18 protein-coding genes, 1 tRNA gene and 1 other RNA gene are annotated in these 24,249 nt (G+C 63.7%); 11 read left to right on the top strand and 9 right to left on the bottom strand.

What is annotated here, in order from left to right:
- Window positions 1-3 precede the first annotated feature (3 nt).
- Window positions 4-80: non-coding RNA, sX9 sRNA (locus ABQU90_RS04395), on the top strand.
- 304 nt (window positions 81-384) lie between these two features.
- Here the strand turns inward: ABQU90_RS04395 and ABQU90_RS04390 are convergent.
- From ABQU90_RS04390 to ABQU90_RS04380, 3 genes are all read right to left on the bottom strand, one after another.
- Window positions 385-1,944, bottom strand: a complete 1,560-nt coding sequence (locus ABQU90_RS04390; protein WP_055844740.1) for a SulP family inorganic anion transporter — start codon at window positions 1,942-1,944, stop codon at window positions 385-387.
- An 11-nt stretch (window positions 1,945-1,955) separates the two neighbouring features.
- On the bottom strand, window positions 1,956-2,636 hold the full coding sequence (locus ABQU90_RS04385) for a carbonic anhydrase (protein ID WP_055844743.1): 681 nt from the start codon (window positions 2,634-2,636) through the stop codon (window positions 1,956-1,958).
- Between the two features lie 115 nt (window positions 2,637-2,751).
- Window positions 2,752-3,072, bottom strand: coding sequence for a hypothetical protein (locus ABQU90_RS04380; protein ID WP_323517383.1), 321 nt, complete (start codon window positions 3,070-3,072; stop codon window positions 2,752-2,754).
- A 337-nt stretch (window positions 3,073-3,409) separates the two neighbouring features.
- On the opposite strand from ABQU90_RS04380, the gene ABQU90_RS04375 reads away from it, so the two are divergent.
- From ABQU90_RS04375 to rnt, 9 genes are all read left to right on the top strand, one after another.
- Window positions 3,410-4,660, top strand: coding sequence for an OprO/OprP family phosphate-selective porin (locus tag ABQU90_RS04375; RefSeq protein WP_323522090.1), 1,251 nt, complete (start codon window positions 3,410-3,412; stop codon window positions 4,658-4,660).
- A 203-nt stretch (window positions 4,661-4,863) separates the two neighbouring features.
- A complete protein-coding gene (pstS, locus tag ABQU90_RS04370; RefSeq protein WP_161963033.1) occupies window positions 4,864-5,883 on the top strand; it encodes a phosphate ABC transporter substrate-binding protein PstS in 1,020 nt (339 codons plus the stop codon).
- Between the two features lie 337 nt (window positions 5,884-6,220).
- The gene (gene pstS / locus ABQU90_RS04365) at window positions 6,221-7,312 is read left to right on the top strand and encodes a phosphate ABC transporter substrate-binding protein PstS (protein WP_323522089.1); all 1,092 of its coding nucleotides are present in this window, start codon (window positions 6,221-6,223) and stop codon (window positions 7,310-7,312) included.
- Between the two features lie 112 nt (window positions 7,313-7,424).
- The gene (pstC, locus tag ABQU90_RS04360) at window positions 7,425-8,399 is read left to right on the top strand and encodes a phosphate ABC transporter permease subunit PstC (RefSeq protein ID WP_323522088.1); all 975 of its coding nucleotides are present in this window, start codon (window positions 7,425-7,427) and stop codon (window positions 8,397-8,399) included.
- Window positions 8,399-9,268 (top strand): phosphate ABC transporter permease PstA, encoded by an 870-nt coding sequence (pstA, locus tag ABQU90_RS04355; protein ID WP_115512051.1) that lies wholly within the window; start codon window positions 8,399-8,401, stop codon window positions 9,266-9,268. The genes pstC and pstA overlap by 1 nt, the downstream gene beginning before the upstream one ends.
- A gap of 22 nt (window positions 9,269-9,290) precedes the next feature.
- Window positions 9,291-10,121: a phosphate ABC transporter ATP-binding protein PstB gene (pstB, locus tag ABQU90_RS04350; RefSeq protein ID WP_039420807.1), complete on the top strand. Its 831-nt coding sequence runs from the start codon at window positions 9,291-9,293 to the stop codon at window positions 10,119-10,121.
- Window positions 10,122-10,231: 110 nt separating this feature from the next.
- A complete protein-coding gene (gene phoU / locus ABQU90_RS04345; RefSeq protein WP_055844762.1) occupies window positions 10,232-10,942 on the top strand; it encodes a phosphate signaling complex protein PhoU in 711 nt (236 codons plus the stop codon).
- A 125-nt stretch (window positions 10,943-11,067) separates the two neighbouring features.
- On the top strand, window positions 11,068-11,457 hold the full coding sequence (locus ABQU90_RS04340) for an RcnB family protein (protein WP_323522087.1): 390 nt from the start codon (window positions 11,068-11,070) through the stop codon (window positions 11,455-11,457).
- 552 nt (window positions 11,458-12,009) lie between these two features.
- Window positions 12,010-12,651: a ribonuclease T gene (gene rnt / locus ABQU90_RS04335; RefSeq protein ID WP_115527515.1), complete on the top strand. Its 642-nt coding sequence runs from the start codon at window positions 12,010-12,012 to the stop codon at window positions 12,649-12,651.
- Between the two features lie 228 nt (window positions 12,652-12,879).
- Here rnt and ABQU90_RS04330 read toward each other — a convergent pair whose 3' ends face one another.
- The 4 genes from ABQU90_RS04330 to rnr form a co-directional block, all read right to left on the bottom strand.
- Entirely contained in the window at window positions 12,880-15,912 is a 3,033-nt protein-coding gene (locus ABQU90_RS04330; protein WP_323522086.1) for a diguanylate cyclase, read from the bottom strand.
- Between the two features lie 238 nt (window positions 15,913-16,150).
- A complete protein-coding gene (gene rlmB, locus ABQU90_RS04325) occupies window positions 16,151-16,900 on the bottom strand; it encodes a 23S rRNA (guanosine(2251)-2'-O)-methyltransferase RlmB (RefSeq protein WP_104613862.1) in 750 nt (249 codons plus the stop codon).
- Window positions 16,901-17,215: 315 nt separating this feature from the next.
- Window positions 17,216-17,689: a GFA family protein gene (locus ABQU90_RS04320; RefSeq protein ID WP_323522085.1), complete on the bottom strand. Its 474-nt coding sequence runs from the start codon at window positions 17,687-17,689 to the stop codon at window positions 17,216-17,218.
- A gap of 134 nt (window positions 17,690-17,823) precedes the next feature.
- Window positions 17,824-20,367 carry a ribonuclease R gene (gene rnr / locus ABQU90_RS04315; protein ID WP_323522084.1) on the bottom strand — a complete coding sequence of 848 codons (2,544 nt, stop codon included), beginning with the start codon at window positions 20,365-20,367 and terminating at the stop codon, window positions 17,824-17,826.
- A gap of 121 nt (window positions 20,368-20,488) precedes the next feature.
- Here rnr and ABQU90_RS04310 point away from each other — a divergent pair.
- Window positions 20,489-20,575, top strand: a tRNA-Leu gene (locus ABQU90_RS04310).
- Window positions 20,576-21,039: 464 nt separating this feature from the next.
- On the opposite strand, the gene ABQU90_RS04305 is transcribed toward ABQU90_RS04310, so the two are convergent.
- Window positions 21,040-22,494, bottom strand: coding sequence for a platelet-activating factor acetylhydrolase IB subunit (locus ABQU90_RS04305; RefSeq protein WP_323522181.1), 1,455 nt, complete (start codon window positions 22,492-22,494; stop codon window positions 21,040-21,042).
- Between the two features lie 542 nt (window positions 22,495-23,036).
- Complete coding sequence (locus tag ABQU90_RS04300) at window positions 23,037-24,185, bottom strand: acyl-CoA dehydrogenase family protein (protein ID WP_323522083.1); 1,149 nt, start codon at window positions 24,183-24,185, stop codon at window positions 23,037-23,039.
- Between the last annotated feature and the right edge of the window lie 64 nt (window positions 24,186-24,249).

Below are 24,249 nucleotides of genomic sequence, written 5' to 3'. Positions count from 1 at the left end.
GGCATGGACCACGCATACACGCCGGTTCTAAGCGTGCCGTCCACACCTACCTGACGACTGCTCGCTGCGTTTTGTGAGCCTCTCCAAGGCGATATGGCTGACACGCACTAGCCATCAGACCCGGACCGGGCCAGCTGCATGCCGCCACCGCTGCTCAACGCAATCGCGTTGCCGGCAATCGCACCGCTGGTGGAGAGATGGCCGCCATCAGTAGGTTGGCGTTAGGCGCCTCGTGTCATCAGCCCACACACACGCCGTCACGCATCCCCAATCCCAATCCCGGCGCAAAAAAAATCGCGACCGGATGATGCGTCTTTCGGCGCCATGCATCATCCGGTCACGACAGATGTCACCCGGCGCGAACGCCGGGCGTTTGTCACTGACTTATGCCGCTTTGCGCGGTTCGCCCACCAACGTTCTTTCCACGGTCGGCTGACCTTCGACGCGGCGGTCCAGCTCCTTCCAATCCACCACCAGCTCGCATCCGCGCGAAGCCGCATTCCGGCTCCAATCGCGCAGCAACTCGATGCAGGCATGGTCGACGTGATGCAGCTTGGCCACGTCCAGATGCAGCGCGGTGTTCGGCGGCACGCTTTCCAGCGTCCGCGCCATTGCCGGCACTTTCAGGAACGTTGCCGACCCCTGCAGGGTCAGATGCATTTCGTCCTTCTTGTCGGCGTGCTCGCGCACCTCGACCTTCAGACGCGACGAATGCAGGGCCAGACGGAACAGCGACAGGCCGAAGCCGATCAACACGCCGGTCAGCAGGTCGGTCGCCACGATCGCGAAGGTGGTCGCCAGGTAGATGGCCGCAGTTCCACGACCGTAGGTCGCCAACTCCTTGACCTGCCCGATCTTGATCATCTTCACGCCCGTATAGACCAGGATGCCGGCCAGACATGCCACCGGCGTCATCCGCAACAACCACGGCAGCAGCATTGCGAAGACCAGCAACCAACCGCCATGCAGGATGGTCGAGGTCCGCGTGGCCGCACCGGCCTGGACATTGGCCGCACTACGCACGATCACGCCAGTCATCGGCAATGCGCCCAGGAAGCCGCACAGCATATTGCCAACGCCCTGCGCCGCCAGCTCACGGTCGTACTGCGTCCGTGCGCCCTGGTGCATGCGATCTACCGCCGCCGCCGACAGCAACGTTTCGGCGCTGGCGATAAAGGCAAAGGTCACCGCCGATACCAGCAAGGTGTGGTTGAACACGCCAAAGATGTCGGAGAAGCTGGGGATGGTGATCGCCGAGAACAGGTTGGTCGGAACGTCGACACGATTGACGTCCAGACCCTGCAGCTGCGCCGTCGCGGTCACCGCGACCACCGCGATCAACGCACCCGGCAGGAAGCGCAGACGCGTCGGACGCAGCTTGTCCCAGGCCAGGATGATGCCGATCGTCGCCAGACCCACGAACAATGCGGTGCGGCCGGTGCCTGCACTGATCGCCTGCCACAACACGGCAGGCAATGCAGCGAAGTTTTCCAGACCACGCGCCTTGGGCGCGGCATCCATCAGCACATGCGCCTGCGATGCCACGATCAAGATGCCGATGCCCGACAACATGCCGGCCACCACGGCCGGCGATGTCATGCGGAACCACACACCCGCGCGGCACAGACCGGCAACCAGCTGAATCGCACCGGCCACCAGGATCACCGGACCAAGCGCGGCAACGCCGTGCTCACGCACCAGTTCGAACACCAACACAGCCAGGCCGGCGGCCGGACCGCTCACCTGCAAAGGAGAGCCTGCCAGAAAGCCAACGACCAGCCCGCCGATGATGCCGGTGATCAGACCTGTGGCCGGAGGCATTCCGGACGCGATCGCAATACCCATGCACAACGGCAGCGCAACAAGAAAGACCACGACAGACGACAACAAATCACGCCCGAACAGTCCCTGACGGAAATATCCGCCGATACCTGATGTGTTCATGATCGACTCCGTCAGACGAGTTCAGCGCGGACGACTTGCTGCAGTCGCGGACGCGGAGTGGCTTCTGGAGTGCTTTCGGCCAACAACGGGCGGAAGCCGCCCTTCTCGGCATCGAAGGCGCGGATCTCCCCGTGGGCGATATCGTAGATCCAGCCATGGATCCGCAAGGTGCCAGCCGCCAGACGGGCTGCAACCACCGGCTGCGTGCGCAGGTGATCGAGCTGCGAGACCACGTTCTCTTCGGTCATGCAGGTCAACGCGTCCTGGCTGTGCGGATCGTGGCCGTGATGTGCGGTGACGTGACGTGCCGCATCGGTGTGCTTGAGCCACGCCGCCACGGACGGAACATCTTCCAGCGATTCCGGCTTGAGCACTGCCTTCATCGCGCCGCAGTCGGTATGGCCGCAGATCACAATGTGACGCACGCCCAGAACGGCGATGGCGTACTCGATCGCCGCAACCACGCCGCTGACGTGCTGGGAGTAAGGCGGCACCACGTTACCGATGTTGCGATAGACGAACAATTCACCGGGCTGCGCGGAGAAGATCAGCTCCGGCATAACGCGCGAGTCGGCGCAGGTAATGAACAACGTATGCGGGCTTTGGCCGCCGGCCAGTTCCTGAAAGCGCGCACTCTGGCGCGGATACACTTCTTTACGGAAATGACGAAAACCTTCTAGCAAACTTTCCATGGGAGATTCCTCTAGGCAACGAATAGCCGTCCGCGGCGCAAACCGCGAATTGCAAAGACAAACAAATCAATAAGAAATCCGGCGCGCAGTGCACCGGGTACAGCGACAGCGGGGATCAGCCAAGCAGCGCGTTTGGAGGACGCAGTTGCGGGATCAGGTCGCGTTTATGATTTGCCGGCGCATGATGCGCGTGCCAAGAAGGGGAATACCGCGCCAGCATCGGCCAAGCTTGGGAGAGCAAGGGGATATCGTCTGCAGGCTGTGTGTCGACTTGGCTTTGTGTATCGCCATCGTCCTGCGGATCTTCTGCTGCATCGCGTTCTTCGCCAGCTTCCACCATTACCGCAACGCCGTCGCCCACCAACGCATCGTAGATGCGCGTGTGTGCATTGGCTGCCGACCACGCGGTGAGCGCGAGCAGACAGACCAACAGCAGTTGGAGGAATCGAGGAAACATGGCCTCGAAACTAACAATTTAGAACCTGCCTGCGCAAGTGGTGCGTTGCACAACCTGACATATATGTTCAGTTGGTAAGGGTTCCGGTTCAGGTCGCCTGGTCAGGCAGCCTCTACTGCTACCGGCCCAGCGTGATGCAGTGCACTGTCACATGACGAGTACGTTCAGATTTTTGACACACGATGGCACAGTACAAACAAGCGTAAATCCTTGTCTTTATTGGCAAAAATCATTTATTACGTTTCAGTGTTTTTGTCACATTAACGCAACTTTCACGCCATAGCCTGCGCCCACTTTCTCAGGTCGCAAGGCATCTATGAAACTCGCTCCCACCCTGCTTGGCGCAGCACTACTCCTGGCACTTGCCGCACCGGCCGCGCATGCCGAAATCGCCATCGATGTGATCGGCGGTTCCGAAGTCTCGCTGGAAGGCCTGGTCCAGGCCGACGGCAACTGGTTCCATAACGATGTGCAGGACCTCAACGGTCCGATCGGCGCCAATGGCGACAGTTCCGAGTTCAGCATCCGTCGCGCTGAGCTGGTGCTCAAGGGCAAGGGCCCGGGCAACATCGAATGGGTGGCCGGGTACGACCCGAGCGTGCTGAAGGAAGTGACCATCCGCGGCACCACCATCCGCAGCACCGGCCGTTTTCTGGACAACAACGTCAAGTACAAGTTTGGCGGCAACGCCAACAACTACCTGCAGATCGGTCAGTTCAAGCAGCCCAACAGCCTGGAAGAACTGTCCAGCACCAAGAACAACGACTTCGTGTCCAAGGCGTCGGTGACCAATACCTACGGCATCTCGCGCCGGCTGGGCGTGGCGTACGGCATGGGCGACAACAACTGGAGCGTGACTGCCAGCGCATTCGGCCGCGAACTGACCCGCAACCAGGCCCATGGCAGCGGCTATGGCGCGCGTGGCACCTGGGCGCCGATCAACGAAAGCGGCAACGTGCTGCATTTCGGCCTGAGCTACCTGGGTTACGACACCGACGACGACACCCTGCGTCTGCGCGCACGTCCGGACGCCGACCTCACCACCATCCGTCTGATCGACAGCGGCGCCATCACCAATGTGGATCGCGTGGGCGTGGCCGGTGCCGAAGCGATGTGGGTCACCGGGCCGTTCAAGCTGCAGAGCGAATACTTCCAGGAGACCGCCAAGCGCATCGGCAACAACGCGCAGGATTACAAGAGCGACGGTTGGTACGTCAGCGGCGTGTGGAACATCACTGGCGAAACCTGGGGCTACAAGGCCGGCGTGCCGACCACCCCGCTGCCGAACGAGCCGGCATCGGGCCTGTGGCAGCTGGCCGTGCGCTACGACACGCTGGACCTCAACGATGGCCACCTGATCGCCAACGGCAACACTCCATTCGTGGACGGCGTGCTGGGCGGCAAGATGAACGTGTGGACGATCGGTGCCAACTGGTATTGGCGCTCCAACTTCAAGTTCGCACTCGACTACGCGAAGGTGGAAAGCACCCGTTACAGCGGCGCCACGCGTGGTCTGGTCGACGACAACCCGTCGATCATCGAAGCACGCGCACAGTTCTATTGGTAAGTGTCCGCAACGTTGGCCACCGTGCACGCGCTTGAGCGGACGCGGTGGCCAAGTGCACCTCGGCGTGACCCGGCATTCCCCGGCGTGCGTTGGATAACGCCATCTTCTTTCTGTCATCTCTTCGACACCTCACGGTCATGCCGCTGCCCTGCAATGGCGCGACTGCGGGACGTCGTGATCCCTACCCTCTCTGGAGCTGTTCCGTGACCCACTCCTTCAAGACCCGTCTGGCCGTCGGCGTGCTCGCCGCCTCGCTGGCACTGTGCGCCCAGGCTGCCGATGTCACCGGCGCCGGTGCGTCCTTTATTTACCCGGTGATGTCCAAGTGGTCTGCCGACTACAACGCCGCCACCAAGAAGCAGGTCAACTATCAATCGATCGGCTCGGGCGGCGGCATTGCCCAGATCAAGGCGGCCAGTGTGGACTTCGGTTCCTCCGACGCCCCGTTGAAGCCGGAAGAACTGGCCGCTGCCGGCCTGGCCCAGTTTCCGTCGGTGATCGGCGGCGTGGTGCCGGTGGTCAACGTGGCCGGTATCGCACCGGGCGCGCTCAAGCTCGACGGCAAGACCCTGGGCGACATCTTCCTGGGCAAGATCAGCACCTGGAACGATCCGGCCATTGCCGCGCTCAACCCGGGCGTGAAGCTCCCCGAAGGCAAGATCACCGTGGTGCATCGCTCCGATGGGTCGGGCACCAGCTTCAACTTCACCAACTATCTGTCCAAGGTCAATCCGGACTGGAAGAGCAAGGTGGGCGAAGGCACCGCCGTGCAGTGGCCGAGCGGCATCGGCGGCAAGGGCAACGAAGGCGTGGCTGCCTATGTGAAGCAGATCAAGGGCGGCATCGGCTACGTCGAGCTGTCGTATGCGCTGCAGAACAAGATGTCCTACACCGCGATGAAGAACGCTGCCGGCAAGTTCGTGCAGCCGTCCGATGAAACCTTTGCCGCCGCGGCCAACAGCGCCGACTGGGGCAATAGCAAGGACTTCTACCTGGTGATGACCAATGCCGCAGGCGACAACGCCTGGCCGATCACGGCCACCAACTTCATCCTGGTGCAGAAGAAGCCCAAGAACGCCGCTGGCCTCAAGAACACGCTGGAGTTCTTCCGCTGGGTCTACAGCAAGGGCGATGCCCAGGCCAAGCAGCTGGACTATGTGCCGCTGCCGGACAGCCTGGTGACGCAGATCGAAGCGTATTGGGCCAAGAACCTGCCGCGCTAAACGCGTGCATCGACGCAGTTGCGCACATCGTCAGGTGTGCGCAACTGCCGTTGACGACAGCGGTGACGCGCGAGCACGGGCTTGGCGCGCACTGGCCGGGCCTGCCTGACACCTGCATGTCACGTTGACTGGTCACTCTCAACAGAACAGGAACGACGCCGTCTCTCTCCCCGGCGTCGGGACCGGGACGCGGATCCCGGGGGGTGCGATGCCCTCCGCGGTCCGCGTCTTTTTTTTGTGATGCCTCTCCCGAAGGCACTGTCATGAGCGTGTAACAAAAACATCATTTCATAGCGTGGTCTGCCGGACACCCGGCCAATCCAGCCTCGGAGCTTCCATGAAATTGCAGTCGGCCAGTCTGACCGCCCTGTCCCTCACCATCGCCCTTGCCCTGGCTGCGTGTTCGCCCGGCAAGGACGCGCAGTCCGGCGATGCCGCCAAGGGCGCTCCCAGCGCAGGCGCCACCGCAAGCGACAGCAAGGTTGCGGAAATCTCCGGCGCCGGTGCGTCCTTCATCTATCCGCTGGTGTCCAAGTGGTCGGCCGACTACAACGCCGCCACCGGCAACAAGGTCAACTACCAGTCGATCGGTTCCGGCGGCGGCATTGCCCAGATCAAGGCCGGCACGGTGGATTTCGGCTCGACCGACAAGCCGCTCGATAGCGCCGAGCTGCAACAGGCCGGCCTGGGCCAGTTCCCGTCCGCCATCGGCGGCGTGGTGCCGGTGGTCAATCTGGAAGGCATCGCCCCGGGCAAGCTGCGCCTGACCGGCGCGCTGTTGGGCGATATCTTCCTGGGCAAGGTCAGCATGTGGAACGACGCGGCGATTGTCGCGGCCAATCCCGGCGTGACCCTGCCGGCGACCAAGATCAATCTGGTACACCGCTCCGATGGGTCGGGTACCACCTTCAACTTCTCCAACTACCTGTCCAAGGTCAGCCCGGAGTGGAAGAGCAAGGTCGGCGAAGGCACCTCGGTGCAGTGGCCCGGTGGCGTCGGCGGCAAGGGCAACGAAGGCGTGGCCTCGTATGTGCAGCAGATCAAGGGGTCGATCGGCTACGTCGAACTGGCCTACGCGCTGCAGAACAAGATGCCGTACACCTCGCTGCAGAACGCCACCGGCCAGTGGGTCGAGCCGAATGCAGACAGCTTTGCCGCCGCTGCTGCCAGCGCCGACTGGGCCAATGCCAAGGACTTCAATCTGGTGATCACCAATGCGCCGGGCGAGAAGGCTTGGCCGATCACCGCCACCAACTTCATGCTGATGCACAAGCAGGCCAAGGATGCCGAGCGCAGCAAGGCGACACTGGACTTCTTCAAGTGGGCATTGGAAAACGGCCAGGCCCAGGCCAGCGAGCTGCATTACGTGCCGCTGCCGCCGGAGCTGGTGAAGCAGATCCAAGCCTATTGGGGCAGCGAGTTCAAGTAATGCCTGCATCCCGCCTGCACGGCGGGCTGCGCGGCGGTGAGGTGCCTGCGGGCGCCTCACCGTTCCTGATGTCTCACGCTCCCGCCAATGCGCGGGTGACGAGTTCAATCGAATGAATGCCACCGCCCTTACCGAAGCGATGACCGCCCCCCGCGGCCGCGACCTGCGCGACGCGCGCGCCGACCGCCTGTTCAAGCTTGCGCTGGCCGCCACCGTGGTGTTTGTGCTGTTGGCGCTCGGCAGCGCAGCGCTGTCGATGTTGTGGGGCGGACGCCACGCACTGCAGATGCAGGGCCTGAGCTTTTTCTATTCCGCCGACTGGAATCCGGTCGAAAACAAGTACGGTGCGCTGGCGCCGATCTACGGCACCTTGGTCACCGCCTTGATCGCGATGGTGATTGCGGTACCGGTGAGTTTTGGCATCGCGTTCTTTCTCACCGAAGTGGCGCCGCGCTGGTTGCGCGGGCCGGTAGGCACCGCAATCGAATTGCTGGCCGGCATTCCGTCGATCATCTACGGCATGTGGGGCCTGTTCGTGCTGGTTCCGGTGATGACCGAACACGTGACGCCGTGGCTCAACGATCACCTGGGCACATTGCCGGTGATCGGCCCGTTGTTTCAGGGCCCGCCGCTGGGCATCGGCTTGCTCACCGCAGGATTCGTGTTGGCGATCATGGTGATCCCGTTTATCTCCTCGGTGATGCGCGAAGTGTTTCTGACCGTGCCAACGCGCCTCAAGGAATCGGCGTACGCGCTGGGCTCGACCAAGTGGGAAGTCAGCTGGGACATCGTGCTGCCGTACACGCGCTCTGCGGTGATCGGCGGCGTGTTTCTGGGGCTGGGACGCGCGTTGGGCGAAACCATGGCGGTGGCCTTTGTGGTCGGCAACACGGTGCGCCTGTCGCCGTCGCTGCTGGAACCCGGCACCACCATCGCCGCATTGATCGCCAATGACTTCGGCGAGGCCACCGAAACCTATCGCTCGGCCTTGCTGCTGCTGGGCTTTGTGTTGTTCATCGTGACCTTCATCGTGCTGGCGATCGCGCGCTTCATGCTGATGCAGCTGTCGCGTCGGGAGGGCAACTGATGTCCGCTTCCTCTGTCTCGCAATCGCTGTACAACCGGCGCCGCGTCACCAATGTGGTGGCACTGTTGTTGTCGTGCGTCACTGCATTGTTCGGGTTGTTCTTCCTGGCCTGGATTCTGTGGACGCTGCTGTCCAAGGGCGTGCCCGGCATCGACCTCAATCTGTTTACCAAGATGACACCGCCGCCGATGCAGGAAGGCGGCCTGCTCAACGCCTTCTTCGGCAGTGCGGTGATGTGCGGGCTGGCGCTGGCGATCGGCACGCCGTTGGGCGTGGCGGCTGGTACCTGGCTGGCCGAGTATGGCAATGCGCGCAAGGCGGGCATCGTGGTGCGCTTCGTCAACGACATCCTGTTGTCTGCGCCGTCGATCGTGCTCGGCCTGTTCGTCTACACCTTGTATGTGATGCAGACCGGCGGGCGGTTCTCCGCGTTTGCGGGCGCACTCTCGCTGGCCTTCATTGTGCTGCCGGTGGTGGTGCGTACCACCGACGAGATGCTGCGGCTGGTGCCGGCGCAGATGCGCGAAGCGGCCTTGTCGCTGGGCATTCCGCAGTGGAAGGTCACCGTGCAGGTGCTGTACCGCGCGGCATCGGCCGGCATTCTCACCGGCGTGCTGCTGGCGCTGGCACGCATCAGCGGCGAAACCGCACCGCTGCTGTTCACTGCATTCGGCAATCAATACTGGAACAGCAACATTTTCCAACCGATGGCCAGCGTGCCGGTGATCATGAACCAGTTTGCGGGCAGCCCGTACGAATCCTGGCAGACCCTGGCTTGGTCCGGCGCACTGGTGCTGACCGTGTTCGTGTTGTTGGTGAGCCTGGGCGCACGTGCGCTGCTGTTGCGTAACAAGATTTCCAATGACTGACCTTTCTTTCCGGACACCCGACATGAACGATCTCCAAAACGCCAAGCCGATGCATCGCATCGCTGTTCCGGCCGCCAAGGGGGCGCCGACGGCGCAGGCGCCGGTCAAGGTGGCCGCACGCAATCTGGATTTCTATTACGACAAGTACCACGCGCTCAAAAGCATCGACATCGAGATTCCGGAAAAGCGCGTCACCGCGCTGATCGGCCCCTCCGGCTGCGGCAAATCGACCCTGCTGCGCATCTTCAACCGCATCTACGCGCTATACCCGAAGATGGAAGCGCGCGGCGAAGTACTGCTGGATGGCGAAAACATCCTGTCGCCGAAGTACCCGATGAATCGCCTGCGCAGCAAGGTGGGCATGGTGTTTCAGAAGCCGGTGCCGTTTCCGATGACCATCTTCGAAAACGTCGCCTACGGCATCCGCCACCACGAAAAACTGTCCAAGCCCGACATGCAGAACCGCGTGGAACAGGCATTGCGTCAGGGCGCATTGTGGGACGAGGTCAAGGACAAGCTGGGGCAAAGCGCGCTCGGCCTGTCTGGCGGTCAGCAGCAACGCCTGTGCATCGCACGCGCAGTGGCGCTGCGGCCGGACGTGTTGCTGCTGGACGAACCCACCTCGGCGCTGGATCCGATTTCCACCAGCCGTATCGAACAGTTGGTGGAAGAACTCAAGCGCGACTACACCATCGTGATCGTGACCCACAACATGCAGCAGGCCGCGCGCGTCTCCGATTACACCGCCTTCATGTATCTGGGCGATCTGATCGAGCACGACCGCACCGAAACGATTTTTTCCCAGCCGTCCAAGCAGCAGACCGAGGACTACATCACCGGCCGTTTCGGTTGATGTAAGGCGACGCACCGCAACGCCCGCACTGAAGCAGCTCCGTCGCCCTGCCCTGCACGTCATTCGGCGCGGCTGACGGACATCCACTACTGCCACGAATCGAGATCACGATGAACCAGCACCTCAACGACCATATCGTCAAAAGCTACGACGAGGAGCAGCACCGTCTTGTCGCCGAGATCGTGCGCATGGGCGACACGGCAGTGGCGCAGCTGGAAGCGGCGCTGGATGTGGTGGAGCGTCGCGACGACAACGCCGCGCATCGCATCGTGGTCAACGACGAAGCGATCGACGCACTGGAACACGCGATCAGCCACGACGTGATGCGTCTGGCCTTGCGCGGCCCGATGGCGCGCGATCTGCGCGAGATTCTGGCCGGCCTGCGAATTCCTGCGGATATCGAACGCATCGGCGATTACGCGGCGAACGTGGCCAAGCGCTCGATCGCACTCAACTCCGCGCCGCCGCTGCCGCAGACGGTGGGCCTGCGTGCGCTGGGTCAGATGGCCGCCGATGCGGTCCGCGAGGCGGTGCAGGCGTACCGCGACAAGGATGCCGATGCGGCGATCCGCGTGCGCGACGAAGATGCACGCCTGGATGCGCAGTACACCGCGCTATTCCGCGAGCTACTGACCTACATGATGGAAGACCCGCGCAACATTACGCCGTGCACGCACTTGCTGTTCATGGCCAAGAACCTGGAACGCATCGGCGACCATGCGACCAACATCGCCGAGAACGTGTGGTTCCTGGTGCATGGCGAACAGCCGCTGCCGCCGCGCCTGAAGCGCGACGACACCAGCACCACCGGCGTGATCTGATCGCCGTTGGGTACCGGCACGCGTTGTCGATAAATATCGCAAAGCCTTATTTCATTACGTATTCAGCTAAAAATCCCTACGGTGTGATTGCACACAGGCCGTTCCTGTGACGCAGGAGTACGCAGATGAAACGTCTCATCGGATCTTTCATGGTTGTGTCGCTGCTGACCTCGGGAGCCGCGATCGCCGCGCCCCAGCAGCACGACGATCGCGATCGCATCGCACAGCAGCGTCACGACGATCGCGGTCCGAACCGGCATGACGAGCATCGCAACGACAAGCACGACGATCGGCGCAGCGCACATCACGACGATCACCGCAACGATCGCCATGGCCCGCCCTTCCGTCGCGGCGAGCGCCTGGCACCAGACCATCGCGGTAACCGCGTCGCCGATTACCGCAAGCATCACCTCAAGCAACCGCCGCGCGGACATGAGTGGCGTCGCGTGGATAACCAATACGTGCTGATTGCCATCGCGACCGGCCTGATCGCCAGCGTCGTCGGCGGGGGTTGATCCCGAGACATCCGTGTCATTAGGCAGGCCCGGTCCGTGGCAACGCGGATCGGGCCTTCTTTTGCGTGACATCGTGGCCGGTAGACAGCGGAGTACAGCCGGAGCGGCCCGTGGCGCCCCGCACGAAAGCTTTGTGCATTGCGCTTGATCGATGCCGGTTTATTGGCGGGAACGCGTGCGGATGAGGTTCTGACAGGCGACTCTCTGGTGAGGACGCGGCTTGCTCTTGGAGCGACTACGCGCCGCCGGGTGGGCGCGGCATGTGCTCAGTGACGCGCAGACCACGCGTGCACTCAGGGTCTGTGCAGCCCCTCCCCTACTGACGACTGCTCACCCGGTCTTGTTCGCCGTTCTGAGCTGCACCGCTGGCCGTCATCGGCCCACTGCTTTGCGGTCCATTCGCTTGGTCATTCGCACACCCAAGCCCGTCGTCTCGGCAGCGCCGTGGCGGTGACAAGTAGTGCTTTGCCTGCCGACCAGATGCGCCAGACCAAAGGCGGATACACCGAGGGCGGGTGCACCGGTCGGGCCCAGGGTGCGACCTGCTAGGCTATGCGGATGAACGAACCGGTCGACCCGCAGCCTGCCCCCTCCTTTCTGCCCATGTCGCGGCGTTTCCGCGGCTATCTGCCCGTCGTGGTGGATGTAGAAACCGGAGGGTTCGACTGGAATAAACACGCATTGCTGGAAATCGCCTGCGTGCCGATCGAAATGGATGCCGACGGGCGCTTTTTTCCCGGCGAAACCGCCAGCGCGCACCTGGTCCCGGCCCCAGGACTGGAGATCGACCCCAAGTCGCTGGAGATTACCGGCATCGTGCTCGATCACCCGTTCCGTTTTGCCAAACAGGAAAAGGACGCGCTGGACCATGTGTTCGCACCGGTGCGCGCCGCGGTGAAGAAATATGGGTGCCAGCGCGCCATCCTGGTTGGCCACAACGCGCATTTCGATTTGAACTTCCTCAACGCCGCCGTTGCGCGCGTGGAGCACAAGCGCAATCCATTTCATCCCTTCAGCGTTTTCGACACGGTGACCTTGGCTGGTGTGGCGTACGGGCAAACCGTGTTAGCCCGTGCTGCACAGGCGGCCGGTCTGGACTGGAACACCGCCGATGCGCACAGCGCGGTCTACGACACCGAACAGACCGCACGGCTGTTCTGCACCATCCTTAATGCCTGGCCCGGGCCTGTTTAGGGCTGGGATTGGGGATTTGGGATTCGGGATTGGCAAAAGCGGGGCGTTTGTGCGGCTGAAAAATCAGCCGGGTGCGGCAGCGACAGAGCAACTACTGCTCACTGCATGACCGCATGTGGCGTTGCCGGGGCGTGCGGTTAAGGCCTTCGTACTTCCTAACCGCCCTACAGGAGCAGAAAAGCGCCAGCCACCGCGCTTTTCCGATTCCCGATTCCCGACTCCCAGCCTTTAACCAGCACAGATCCGGTCGCGCCCTGCGCTCTTGGCTTCGTACAACGCGTGATCGGCGCGCTGCATCAACGATGAGCCGGTGTCGTCATCGCGCAACTCGGCCAGGCCGGCGCTGAAGGTCACCTGCAACCCTTCCACATCGCCCCAGTCGGCGCGCGCATGGAACAGCATGCGAATGCGCTCGCACAGCAGCTGTGCATCGCTCAGCGCGGTCTCGCACAACAGCAGCGCGAATTCTTCGCCGCCCAGACGCGCGGGCAGATCCGAGGCACGTGCGGCTGCGGTCAGCAGCTCGCCGACATCGTGCAGTACCGCGTCGCCAATGGCGTGCGAGTAACGGTCGTTGATGCGCTTGAAATGATCGATGTCCAGGATCGCCAGCACCAGCGGCCGACCACTGCGACGTGCGCGGCTGATGTCGCGCGCCAGCGCTTCGTCGAAGTGGCGACGGTTGGGCAACCCGGTCAGTGCGTCCTCGTGCGCCTGGCGCTCGAACACATCGGACTTGATGCGCAGCCGCGTCAACAACTCGCTCTTTTCCTGATTGGCCTGCAGCAGGCGCTGCGCCTGCTGCTGCAGATCCTGCGTACGCTTGCGCACCAGTTCGGCCAGGCGGGCGCTGTGGGTTCTGTAGCGATGCAGCAGCGCCCGATACAGCAAGGCCAGGGCAAGAATCGCGCCCAGCACCGCAGCAAACCGCACATCGTGGCGTTGCCACCACAGCGGCAGCACATCGAAAGTCCAGCGCGCCTCCTGCGGGCTCCAGGCACCGCCCGGGTGACGGGCCGCCACCCGCAGGGTGTAATGCCCCGGCGGCAGGCCGATGAATTCCACGCTGCGCTGTCGCCCACGCGCAATCCACACGTTGTCCAGGCCTTCCAGACGGGTGCGGTATTCGATACGTTCGGACAGCAGAAAACTCATGCCCACATACGAGACATTGAGCCGGTCGCCGCCGGGTAGTTGCGCTTGTTGGCGCCAGGCCAGCGGGCGGCCGTCCTGTTGCACGCTTTCGATCAGCGGCGGCGGTGGGCGTCGCTCGCGAAACCGCTGCAGGCGCGCCGGGTCCACCGTGCTCACACCGCCGGCGGTGACCACCCAAACCGAGCCATCGGCACGCGCGATCATGCTGGGGCCGGAGCTGCCATTGGCCTGCGCGTTGCCCATGCCGTCGATCTCGCCGTAGCGCTCGATGTCCAGCGTGCCGCGTCCATCGGCCACCGCATCGAGCGCAGCGAACGCGGTGCGCAGCACGCCGCGATTGCTGCTGACCCATGCGTTGCCCCGCCGATCGTCGACGAGCTGGAACACCGTATCCACCGGCATGCCCTGCTCCAGGCCCACACGCGCAAGCGTGCCGCCGCGCACGCGATACAGACCGCGATCGGTGGAGATCCACACCGCATCGCCAATCGGCTGGAAGCCGAACACGCTGCGCGCACCACCCAAGCGTTCCAGGTCCAGTTGCTGCACCGTGCCGTCGCGCAACACCGCCGCGCCATCGACCGAGCCGATCCACAGCGCGCCGTCGATGCTGGCCAAGGCAGTCACCACGCCACCGGGCAGGCCATCGATCGCCACCGGCACGCGCTTGCCGTCCACCAGCTGCACCACGCCGCGCTGAGTGGCCAGCCACACCGCAGCGTGCGCATCGATCACGATGGCGCGGATATGGCCACTGGGGATGCCATCCGCCTCGCCGTAGTGCTGCAGCACGCGGCCATCGCGCAGCACGAACACACCGTCGGCATAGGTGCCCACCCATAGGTCGCCATGCCGATCCAGCGCCAGACTGAGCACCGACAGCCGACGTCCCGACGGGGTCGCCACAGGAACCGGCATGATCCGGCCGTCCGGCAGCATGCGGTCCAGACCGGCGGTGCTGGCGATCCACAGACTGCCGTCGCGATCTTCGAGTACTGCGCGGGCATAGTCGCCGCTCAACCCGTCGCGCTGGCTGTAGCTGCTGAACAAGGTCTCGCGCAATCGGAACAGGCCACCATTGGCACCGACCCAGATGCTGCCTTCCGCATCTTCGCGCAGGCTGACGATGCGCCCGGTGGGCAGGCTGCGGCCTGCCGGCAAATGCTCTACCCCGTGGCTGCCGATCCGTAACAGGCCCTGGTTTTCGCTACCCAGCCAAAGATCGCCATTGCGATCCTGCAGCATCGCAGTGAAGTGGCCCTGCCCCGGCAGCCGATGCACCAGCTCAGCGCGCTCGTCGTGCAAGCGATACAGCTGCTCGCCTGCGACCACCCACACCGTGCCGTCCGGGGCGCGATACGGCCACGCCAGGCCCGGCGGCAGGCCGAATGACGCCGGCGCACGATGCATGCGCCCATCCGGCTCTCGATAGATCAGCCCGTCCAGCGTACCGATCAGCAAGCGGCCCTGCCCGTCGAACACCATGCGCGGGAAACTGCTCTGCAGCGGCACGCCATCGCGCGGCGGAAAATACTCGAAACGTCCATCCGGCCACAGGCACCCCAGCCCGTGACCTTCGAATAGCAGCCACATCCGGCCGTCCGCATCCATGGTCATCGCGTGGATCAACGCCTGCGGCCACTGGCCCTTGCGTTGCCACTGCCGCCACTGCCCATCGGCGCCGTGACGCACCAGATTGCCGCGCGCATCGCTGAGCCACAGTGCGCCATCGCGATCCACGTACAAGGCGCCGACGCCGTTATCGGGCAGACCCGGGCGCGTACTGCGATCGATGACGTTGAATTCCAGGCCGTTGTAGCGCACCAGGCCTTCCCAGGTGGCGAACCACAGGTAGCCATCGCGGGTCTGGGCGATATCGCGCAGCGAGTTGTGCGGCAGGCCGCTGCGCGAACTCCAGCTGTCGATGGCGTAGTCGCGTAATCGCGCGGTCCCGATAGGTGCGGCGATCGCCGTCAGCGAACACAACGCCAACAGCATGCAGACGCCAGCGCCGAGCCAGCGCCGCCACTGCCCATGCCATCGTGCCGACGCCTTGCCGGCGTCTCTGTTCTCGCCCGTACCGCAGGCGCCCACCCCAAGTTTCATCAGACACGACACGCCGTTTGCTGACGATATGGTAGGCAAAAAGTGCCGCGGGCGCTGCGCGTTCGCGCTGGCTGACGCCGAAAGCCTTGCAGCTGCGGCGTCGTACGCGCCATCGACAACACCTCGTTGCCAAGCGCAGCGTCGCAATCTGCGCAGATTGCGCTATGCCTGCATGTACGAAACGTGCCTATTGCATACTGGAGGCAGCGCGTGATCGCGCGCCTCCATACCGCATCGCTCAGGCACCCAGGCGCTGGCGCACGGCCTCGAACAGGGTCACGCCGGTTGCGACCGACACGTTGAGGCTTTCGATATCACCCGGCATCGGAATCTTGACCAGACCATCGCAATGCTCGCGGGTCAGACGGCGCAGGCCGTCGGCCTCACCGCCCAGCACCAGCCCGACATTGCCGCGCAGATCCACGCTGTACAACGACGCCTCGGCCTCGCCTGCCAGGCCGTACAACCACACACCCTGCTTCTGCAGGTCGCGCAGGCAGCGCGCCAGATTGGTCACCGCCACCACCGGGATGCGGTCGGCGGCGCCGGCCGAGGTCTTGCGCACGGTCGCATTCACCGTGGCCGACTTGTCCTTGGGGATGACCACCGCAGTGGCGCCTGCGGCCGCCGCGCTGCGCAGACACGCACCGAGGTTGTGCGGGTCCTGCACGCCGTCGAGCACCAGCACCAGCGCGCGACCTTGCGCAGCCTCGACCAGGCCTTCCAGTTCGTTCTCCGCCCACAGCCGTGCGGCGGCGTAGCGTGCGGCAACACCTTGGTGGCGTACCTGCCCGCCCACACCGTCCAGTGCCTGGGTGTTGACCCGGCGCACGTCGATCCCCTTGCGGCGCGCCTGTTCTTCGATCTCGGTCAGACGCGGGTTCTTGCTACCGGCCTCGATCAAGACCTCGCGCACGTTGTCGGCGTCGTTCTCGACGGACGAGGCGACAGCGTTGACGCCGACGATCCACTGGTTTTGCTTGCTCATTGCGCGGGCATACGAAGAAATGAGGGGGAATGGTAGGGCCTGCGGCCTGCTACGTCACGGCCGGGACAAGGATCGCCTGAGAAATCGGGCCAAGGTCATGCCGCAATGCCACGGGCAGCTACCGGAGTCATGCGCCGCTGGCTGCAGTGGACATGCCGCAAATGTATCTGTACGCCGGATGTCTTCGCGCTGCGTGAACTGCTATGGACAGGTCCTTGACCGCGTATCGCGCCGACGTCGGCAACACGCCGCAACGCACCGACATCAACATGATTGAAGACAGCAATGACCTGCATTGCGGAGCCACATCACGGCTTACGCCGGCCACCGCTCGGTGTCGTGGTCCGGATGCTGATGCGAGACGAGCGCGGCCTGAAACGCCAATGCAGCAGCGTCATTCTCGCTCGGACGTGTCGGCAGCTGCGCCAGGGTATCGGCGAACGGCAACTTGCGCTCCACCGCGTACTGAATGTGCGGATGCAACCGCTCCGGTGTATCGAATGCACCTGCCGCAATTGCCATGCCGTCAGGCGCTTCATAGGTCAATGGCGTCCCGCACTCGGCGCAAAAGCCGCGCTGTACCACTGACGAGGAGGCAAAGCGCTTGGGCTCGCCACGGGTCCAGCGGAACTCGGTGCCACGCACCGACACCAGCGGCGCGTAATACGCCCCGAAGGCTTTCTGACACATGCGGCAATGACAGATCGATGCGTCATCCAGCACGCCGCGCACATGAAAGCGCACGGCGCCGCATTGGCAGCCACCGCTGTATTCGGAAGATGCGTGCATGGTTTGCCTCACAGATCAGCGTGTTATGCAAGCCACCGCATCATCACGGTATGCGGCGGCACTCACGACGCACTTGCCGACGCAATGTACTGCGGGCAGCCATTCCGGCCGCCCGCAACACCATGCATCCAGTATCAATACGACTTTTTCTTGCGCTTGGTCGGCTTCTCGCGCGGCGGCAGCGGTGCTTCGGCAGGCGCACCATCCTCTGCCAAACGGAAGTCGATCTTGCGTTCTTCCATGCTGGCCTTGAGCACCAGCACGCGTACCGGGTCGCCCAGACGGAACTCGCGACCACGGCGCTCGCCGCTGAGCGTTTTACGGATCGGGTCGAACTGGTAATAGTCCTGCGGCAACTGGGTGACATGCACCAGGCCATTGACCTTGGACTGGGTCAGCTCCACGAACAGGCCGAAGCCGGTCACGCCACTGATCACGCCATCGAACTGGCCGCCGACATGCTTTTCCATCCAGGCGGCGCGATAACGCTCGTCCACTTCGCGCTCGGCTTCATCGGCACGGCGCCCACGCTCGGAGCATTGCAGCGACAAGGCCGACATTTGCCGCGGCGTGTAGATGAATTTCTCCGGGCTGGCGCCGGTCAGGGCGTGCTTGATCGCGCGATGCACCAGCAGATCCGGATAGCGGCGGATCGGCGAGGTGAAGTGCGCATACGCCTCCAACGCCAGACCGAAGTGACCGTTGTTATCGGGCGAATACACCGCCAGGCTCTGGCTGCGCAGCAGCACCGATTCCAGCAGCGCGGCATCCGGGCGCGCACGCACTTTCTTCAGCAGCTTGGTGTAATCGCCCGGGCGCACCTTGCTCCACGCCGGCAGGCTGAGCTGGAATTCCTTGAGGAACTCCAGCAGGTCTTCGTACTTGCTCTCCGGCGGCCGCTCGTGCACGCGATACGGCGCAGGTACATGCACACCCAGCAGATAGCGCGCGGCTTCCACGTTGGCGGCGATCATGCATTCTTCGATCAGCTTGTGCGCGTCGTTACGCACCAGCATGCCGGCCTGGGTGACCTCACCGGTGTTGTCGAGCACAAAGCGCACTTCGGAGGTTTCGAACTCGATTGCACCGCGATGCGTCCGCGCCTTCGACAACACGTTATACAGCTGATGCAGACGCTGCACCTGCGGCAACAACGGGCCGATGAACGCCTTGGTATCGGCATCGTCTTCGCCAACCGCCTTCCAGACCTGGTTATAGGTCAGGCGCGCATGCGAGTTCATCACCGCTTCGTAAAAACGCGAGCCGGTCACTTCGCCATCGCGGCCCACCTGCATGTCGCAGACAAAGCACATGCGGTCGACCTTGGGCATCAGCGAGCAGATGCCGTTGGACAGGGTTTCCGGCAGCATCGGCACCACAAATCCCGGGAAATACACCGAGGTGGCGCGCTTCTGCGCTTCGTCGTCCAGCGGCGTGCCGGGACGCACATAGTTGGACACGTCGGCGATCGCCACCACCAGACGGAAACCGTCGGCATTGGGTTCGCAATACACCGCGTCGTCGAAATCCTTGGCGTCTTCGCCATCGATGGTGACCAGCGGCATCTGCCGCAGATCCACACGCCCACCGATCATCTGCGGCTCGACCACCAACGGCACGGCGGCCGCTTGGTCCAGCACTTCCTGCGGGAATTCATGCGGCAATTCATGGCCATGGATGGCCATCTCCACCACCAACGACGGCGTCAGCTTGTCGCCCAGCACCGCGATGATCTTGCCGATGGCCGGGCGGCGGGCGTCCGGTGGGGCGATCAGCTCGCACACCACCAACTGCCCCTCGCGCGCCTCGCCAATGCCGTCCGGCGCAATCTGCACGTTGCGTTGCACGCGCTTGTCGTCCGGGTCGACGTAAGCCACGCCGTGCTCGTAGAAGAAGCGCCCGATCATGCGCGACATGCGCCGTTCGAGCACGCGTGCGATGGCGCCTTCGCGGCGGCCACGGCGGTCGATGCCGGTGACGTTGGCCAATGCACGGTCGCCGTGCATCACCTTGCGCATTTCGAACGGCGGCAGGAACAGGTCGTCACCACCCTCGTCCGGCTTGAGGAAACCGAAGCCTTCCGGATTGGCGATCACCACGCCGGCGATCAGGCTGGTCTGCTGTACCGGCGCGTAGCCGCCACGGCGGTTCTGCACCAACTGCGCTTCGCGCACCATTGCCGCCAGGCGCTTGCCCAGCGCGTCGATGCGGTCGCTCAGGCCGAGCTGCTCGGCGATCTCTTCGGCGGTCTGCGGGCCGTCGCAGGCTTCCAGCAGTTGCAGGATGGCCTCGCGGCTGGCGATCGGCTCGGCGTAGCGCAATGCCTCGCGGTCGGCATGCGGATCCTTGAATCCGGTGTCGGCGACGGCGACGGTCTCGGCGACGGCCTGGACGGTGTCTTTCTGAAAACGTTCCGGCGGCGGCGCGGGCGGCCCGCTCTTGCGTGGATGCGGCGCGCGGGGCGCAGCAGGCTCGACCGGAGGTGCCGGCTGATCGGACGACGCCTTTGCCGCAGCGCGCTTGTTGGCGGATTTGGTGGACGCACCTGCCGCAGCGCGGACCAGGAAGTCCGGCATCCAGCCTGGCAGTTTCTGTTGCTCGGCGGTGGTGGACTCGCCCGGGCTGGCGGATTTGCGGCGGCTGGGCCGGTCGGAATCGGGGGTATTTTTCTTTGTCATTACCCTAATGGTAACCCCTGCGGTCCTGACATGGGCGGCAAGGCCAGCCAGGCCGTTGGCGATTGCTACACATCACCCGTTGACAACCCCGCCAGGAGTCTGCAAAATTCGCGGCTCACCTGCCCAGGTGGCGGAATTGGTAGACGCACTAGCTTCAGGTGCTAGCGGGGGCAACTTCGTGGAGGTTCGAGTCCTCTTCTGGGCACCAGTTTAAAAAGACCTCCGAGCAATCGGGGGTCTTCTGGTTTCTGGGGTTTGAAAATGCGGGCGCTGCGGTTGAGCGCCGATGCCGATCAGCGCCTGAGGGCCGATGATGTGCTTCAGAGCCGCTAAGAAAACTTAGCGAGCAGTCGGCGGCCGGATGTGGATGGCGCGCTCAAAATCGCAGTGGACGATTGCTAAGTGCCAGCTCCGGGCACCGGCCGCGCCCGCCGGGTGGTGAGCGCGGTCGCTTGATTAGCTGCGCTCCGCCGATTGATCCATCGACGTGATCGGATGATCGCGACGCCTATGCGGCCTTGCGCTCCACCCCATCACGACCGCCGATCAGCGCGACGACCAACTCGTCTCTGCCCAGACTTACGGCGCACGCTGCACCACGGTCGAATACCAAGACTTCGAAACGACACGACAGCGCCCACCTGCCTGGCGGGCGCCGCCGTGGTGGCCGTCCTACGGAGCGGCCGTTATTCCAGCATCGCGCAGTGCCTGCGCCCAGATCCTGTAACCGGCCTCGCTGGGATGCGTGCCGTCGGGCATCAGCGCCGCCGGCAGGCTGCCATCGGGCTGCAGCAGCTGCTTGCCGATATCGACCAGACGCACCGATGGGTCGGCCGCATAGCGTGCGCGCAGCAGGCGGTTGGTTTCGGCAATCGGGCCGCGCTGTGGATCGCTAGCAGTGCGGCCGCGCGGCATGATCGCCATCAAAATCAACTTGCTGTTGGGCATGCGTGTGCGTACTTCGCGCACGATGGCATCGACGCCCTGCGCGGTTTCGGCCGGCGTGCTCGCACGCGATTGCGCAGTGCCGGTGAGGTTGTTGGTGCCGATGTGCAGCACCACCCAACGCGGCTCCAGGCCGTCGAGCTCGCCCTGGCGGATGCGCCACAACACGTTCTGCGTGCGGTCCCAACCAAAGCCCAGATTCAACACCGGCCGCTGGCCGTACAGCCACTGCCAGGACTGCGGCCCACTGACGCGCGTGGCATGCGGCAGGCCCGACCAGAAGTGGGTGATCGAATCGCCAATCATCACCACCTCCGGCTTCAAACTGCGCGCGACAGCAAGCGCGGCATGATGGCGTGCGTACCAATCGTAGGAATCCTGCTCCAGCCAATCCACCGGCATCAACGCGGTGGCGGCATCGCGGCCGAGTTCGGCCACCGGCTTGACCGGCGCTTCACCCAGCAGGCGCGCCAGGGTCGGCTCGATCGCCTCGGCCAGCATGCGCTGGCCCTGCGTATCCGGATGCAATGCAGCGGCCGCCGGACGAAAGCGCGTGTCGTAGAACAACTCGGTGCGCAGCTTGCCGTCGCGCTGGAACACCGAGCTCACATCCAGATAGGTCACACGCGGGTTGTCGCCGTAGCGCACTGCCAGACCCTGGTTGATCTGCGCATCGCGACGCGATTTTTCGCCGGAAATCGCGCTGGGCAGCACACTCAACAGCAGGATGTGCGTGCGCGGCAGCTTCTGTTCGATCGCCGCGACTACCGCGTCGATGCCGAGCTGGGTCTGCTCCGCGGTCTGGCCGAGGTGGCCGGTGTTATTGGTGCCAATCAGCACCAGCGCAACCTTGGGCTGCAGGCCATCCACTTCGCCATTGGCCAGCCGCCACAGCACGTTTTCGGTGCCATCGCCGCTGAAGCCCAAGTTGAGCGCGCCGCGGCTGCCGTAGAAGGTCTGCCAGGTGGGCTGAAAGTCTTCGTCGGGCGCCTTGGCTTTTTCATAGTTCTGCGTGATGGAATCACCGATCAACAGCAGCTTCGTCTCAGGATGCTGTTTGACCTGTTCCAGCACCTGCGCGTGGCGCTGGGCCCACCACGGCTCCTGCAGGCGGTCGGTGGGCACGATCGAGGGCGATGGCATTTGCGCAAGCGCAGGCAGCATCAGCAGGCACCACGACATGCCAAGGCCGATCGCGGCAAGCGGCCGGATACGACCGCGAAACAGGGAGGGAAACGTGAGCATGCGTGACAGAAAAGATCGGAGGAATTCCGATTGTGGGCTGCGCCGTTGGCACCTCACAAGCTAATCCGACAAGCGCGCGCCCTTTCCGCCCCACTGTCGAGGCAGGACCAACGATGCAACGACTAGACGATGCAACGACGCGACACTCCCTTCTCCCGCCTGCGGGAGAAGGTGGCGCGCAGCGCCGGATGAGGGCCCCATGCGGACCCATCCGCCTACGAGGCGTACCTCCGCGCAAGCAAGTGAAGGCAGATGGATCTGCACGTCGCCTGGATAGATCTTGCTGCTCTCGATAGCGCAGAGCCGCATCGCGCACTTGCCGCACGCGTCCGCGCCGGCTTCAGCGCAGCCCGGTTTCACCACGCGCAATCACCACGCGTTGAATCTCGGAGGCATCTTCGTAGATCTCGGTGATCTTGGCATCACGGAGAGCGCTCCAGCGTTGCCGCACCTGCGGCAGCGCTGGAGTGCGGACGACCTCAGCGCAGCCCGGTTTCCCCGCGCGCGATCACCAGGCGTTGAATTTCAGACGTTCCTTCGTAGATTTCCGTGATCTTGGCATCGCGAAAGTAGCGCTCCAGCGGCATCTCTTTCGAGTAACCCATGCCGCCGTGGATCTGCACTGCCTGGTGGGTGATCCACATTGCCGCCTCCGAGGCGGTGAGCTTGGCGACCGCCGCTTCGGTGCCGAACTTCTTGCCTTGCCCCTTGAGCCAGGCCGCACGCAGCGTCAACAACAACGCCGCATCCAACTTGCACTTCATGTCGGCGATCTTGGCCTGGGTCATCTGGAAGGTGCCGATGGCCGCGCCGAAGGCCTTACGTTCCTTGACGTACGCAAGCGTGGCTTCATACGCGGCGCGCGCAATGCCAACCGCTTGCGAGGCAATCCCGATGCGCCCGGCATCGAGCACGCTCATCGCGGTCTTGAAGCCCTCGCCTTCCACGCCCAGCACGTCGTCGGCCTGTGCAACGTAATCGGCGAACTCGATCTCGCAGGTGGCCGAGGCGCGAATGCCCAGCTTGGGCTCGGTCTTGCCGCGATGAAAGCCCGGCTTGTCGGTGTCGACCATAAAAGCGGTAATGCCGCGCGAGCCCTTTTCAGGCTCGGTCACCGCAAACAACACGATGTACTTGGCCACCGGGCCGGAGGTGATCCAGCTCTTCTTGCCGTTGATGACAAAGCTGCCATCGGCCTGCTTGACCGCGCGGCAGCGCATCGCCGATGCATCCGAGCCGGACTGCGGTTCGGTCAGCGCAAATGCGCCGATATGCGTGCCTTCGGCAATCGCACGCACGTACAGCTGCTTCTGCGCCTCGCTGCCGTTTTTTAAGATGCCGGTGCAGAACAGCGAGTTGTTGACCGACATGATGGTGGAGTGCGCGCCGTCGCCGGCCGCGATCTCGATCATCGCCAGCGCGTAGCTGATCGGGTCCATGCCGGCACCGCCGTACTCGGCCGGCACTTCGATGCCCATCAGGCCGTTTTCGCCCAGCAGCCGGATGTTTTCCAGCGGGAACTCGCCACTGCGATCGAACTGTTCGGCGCTGGGGGCGATCTTTTCCTGGGCGATCCGGCGGGCCACGTCCTGGATCATCAGTTGCTCTTCGGTAAAGCTGAAATCCACGTTCGACCCCTTCCGGTTATTGACTGAGCGGCCATTGTAGCCACAACCATTCGCATGCGTATGT

Origin of the sequence: Xanthomonas sp. WHRI 10207, from assembly GCF_040202975.1 — a bacterium.
Classification (GTDB): Bacteria; Pseudomonadota; Gammaproteobacteria; order Xanthomonadales; family Xanthomonadaceae; genus Xanthomonas.
This window is presented reverse-complemented; position numbering and strand designations above follow the sequence as displayed.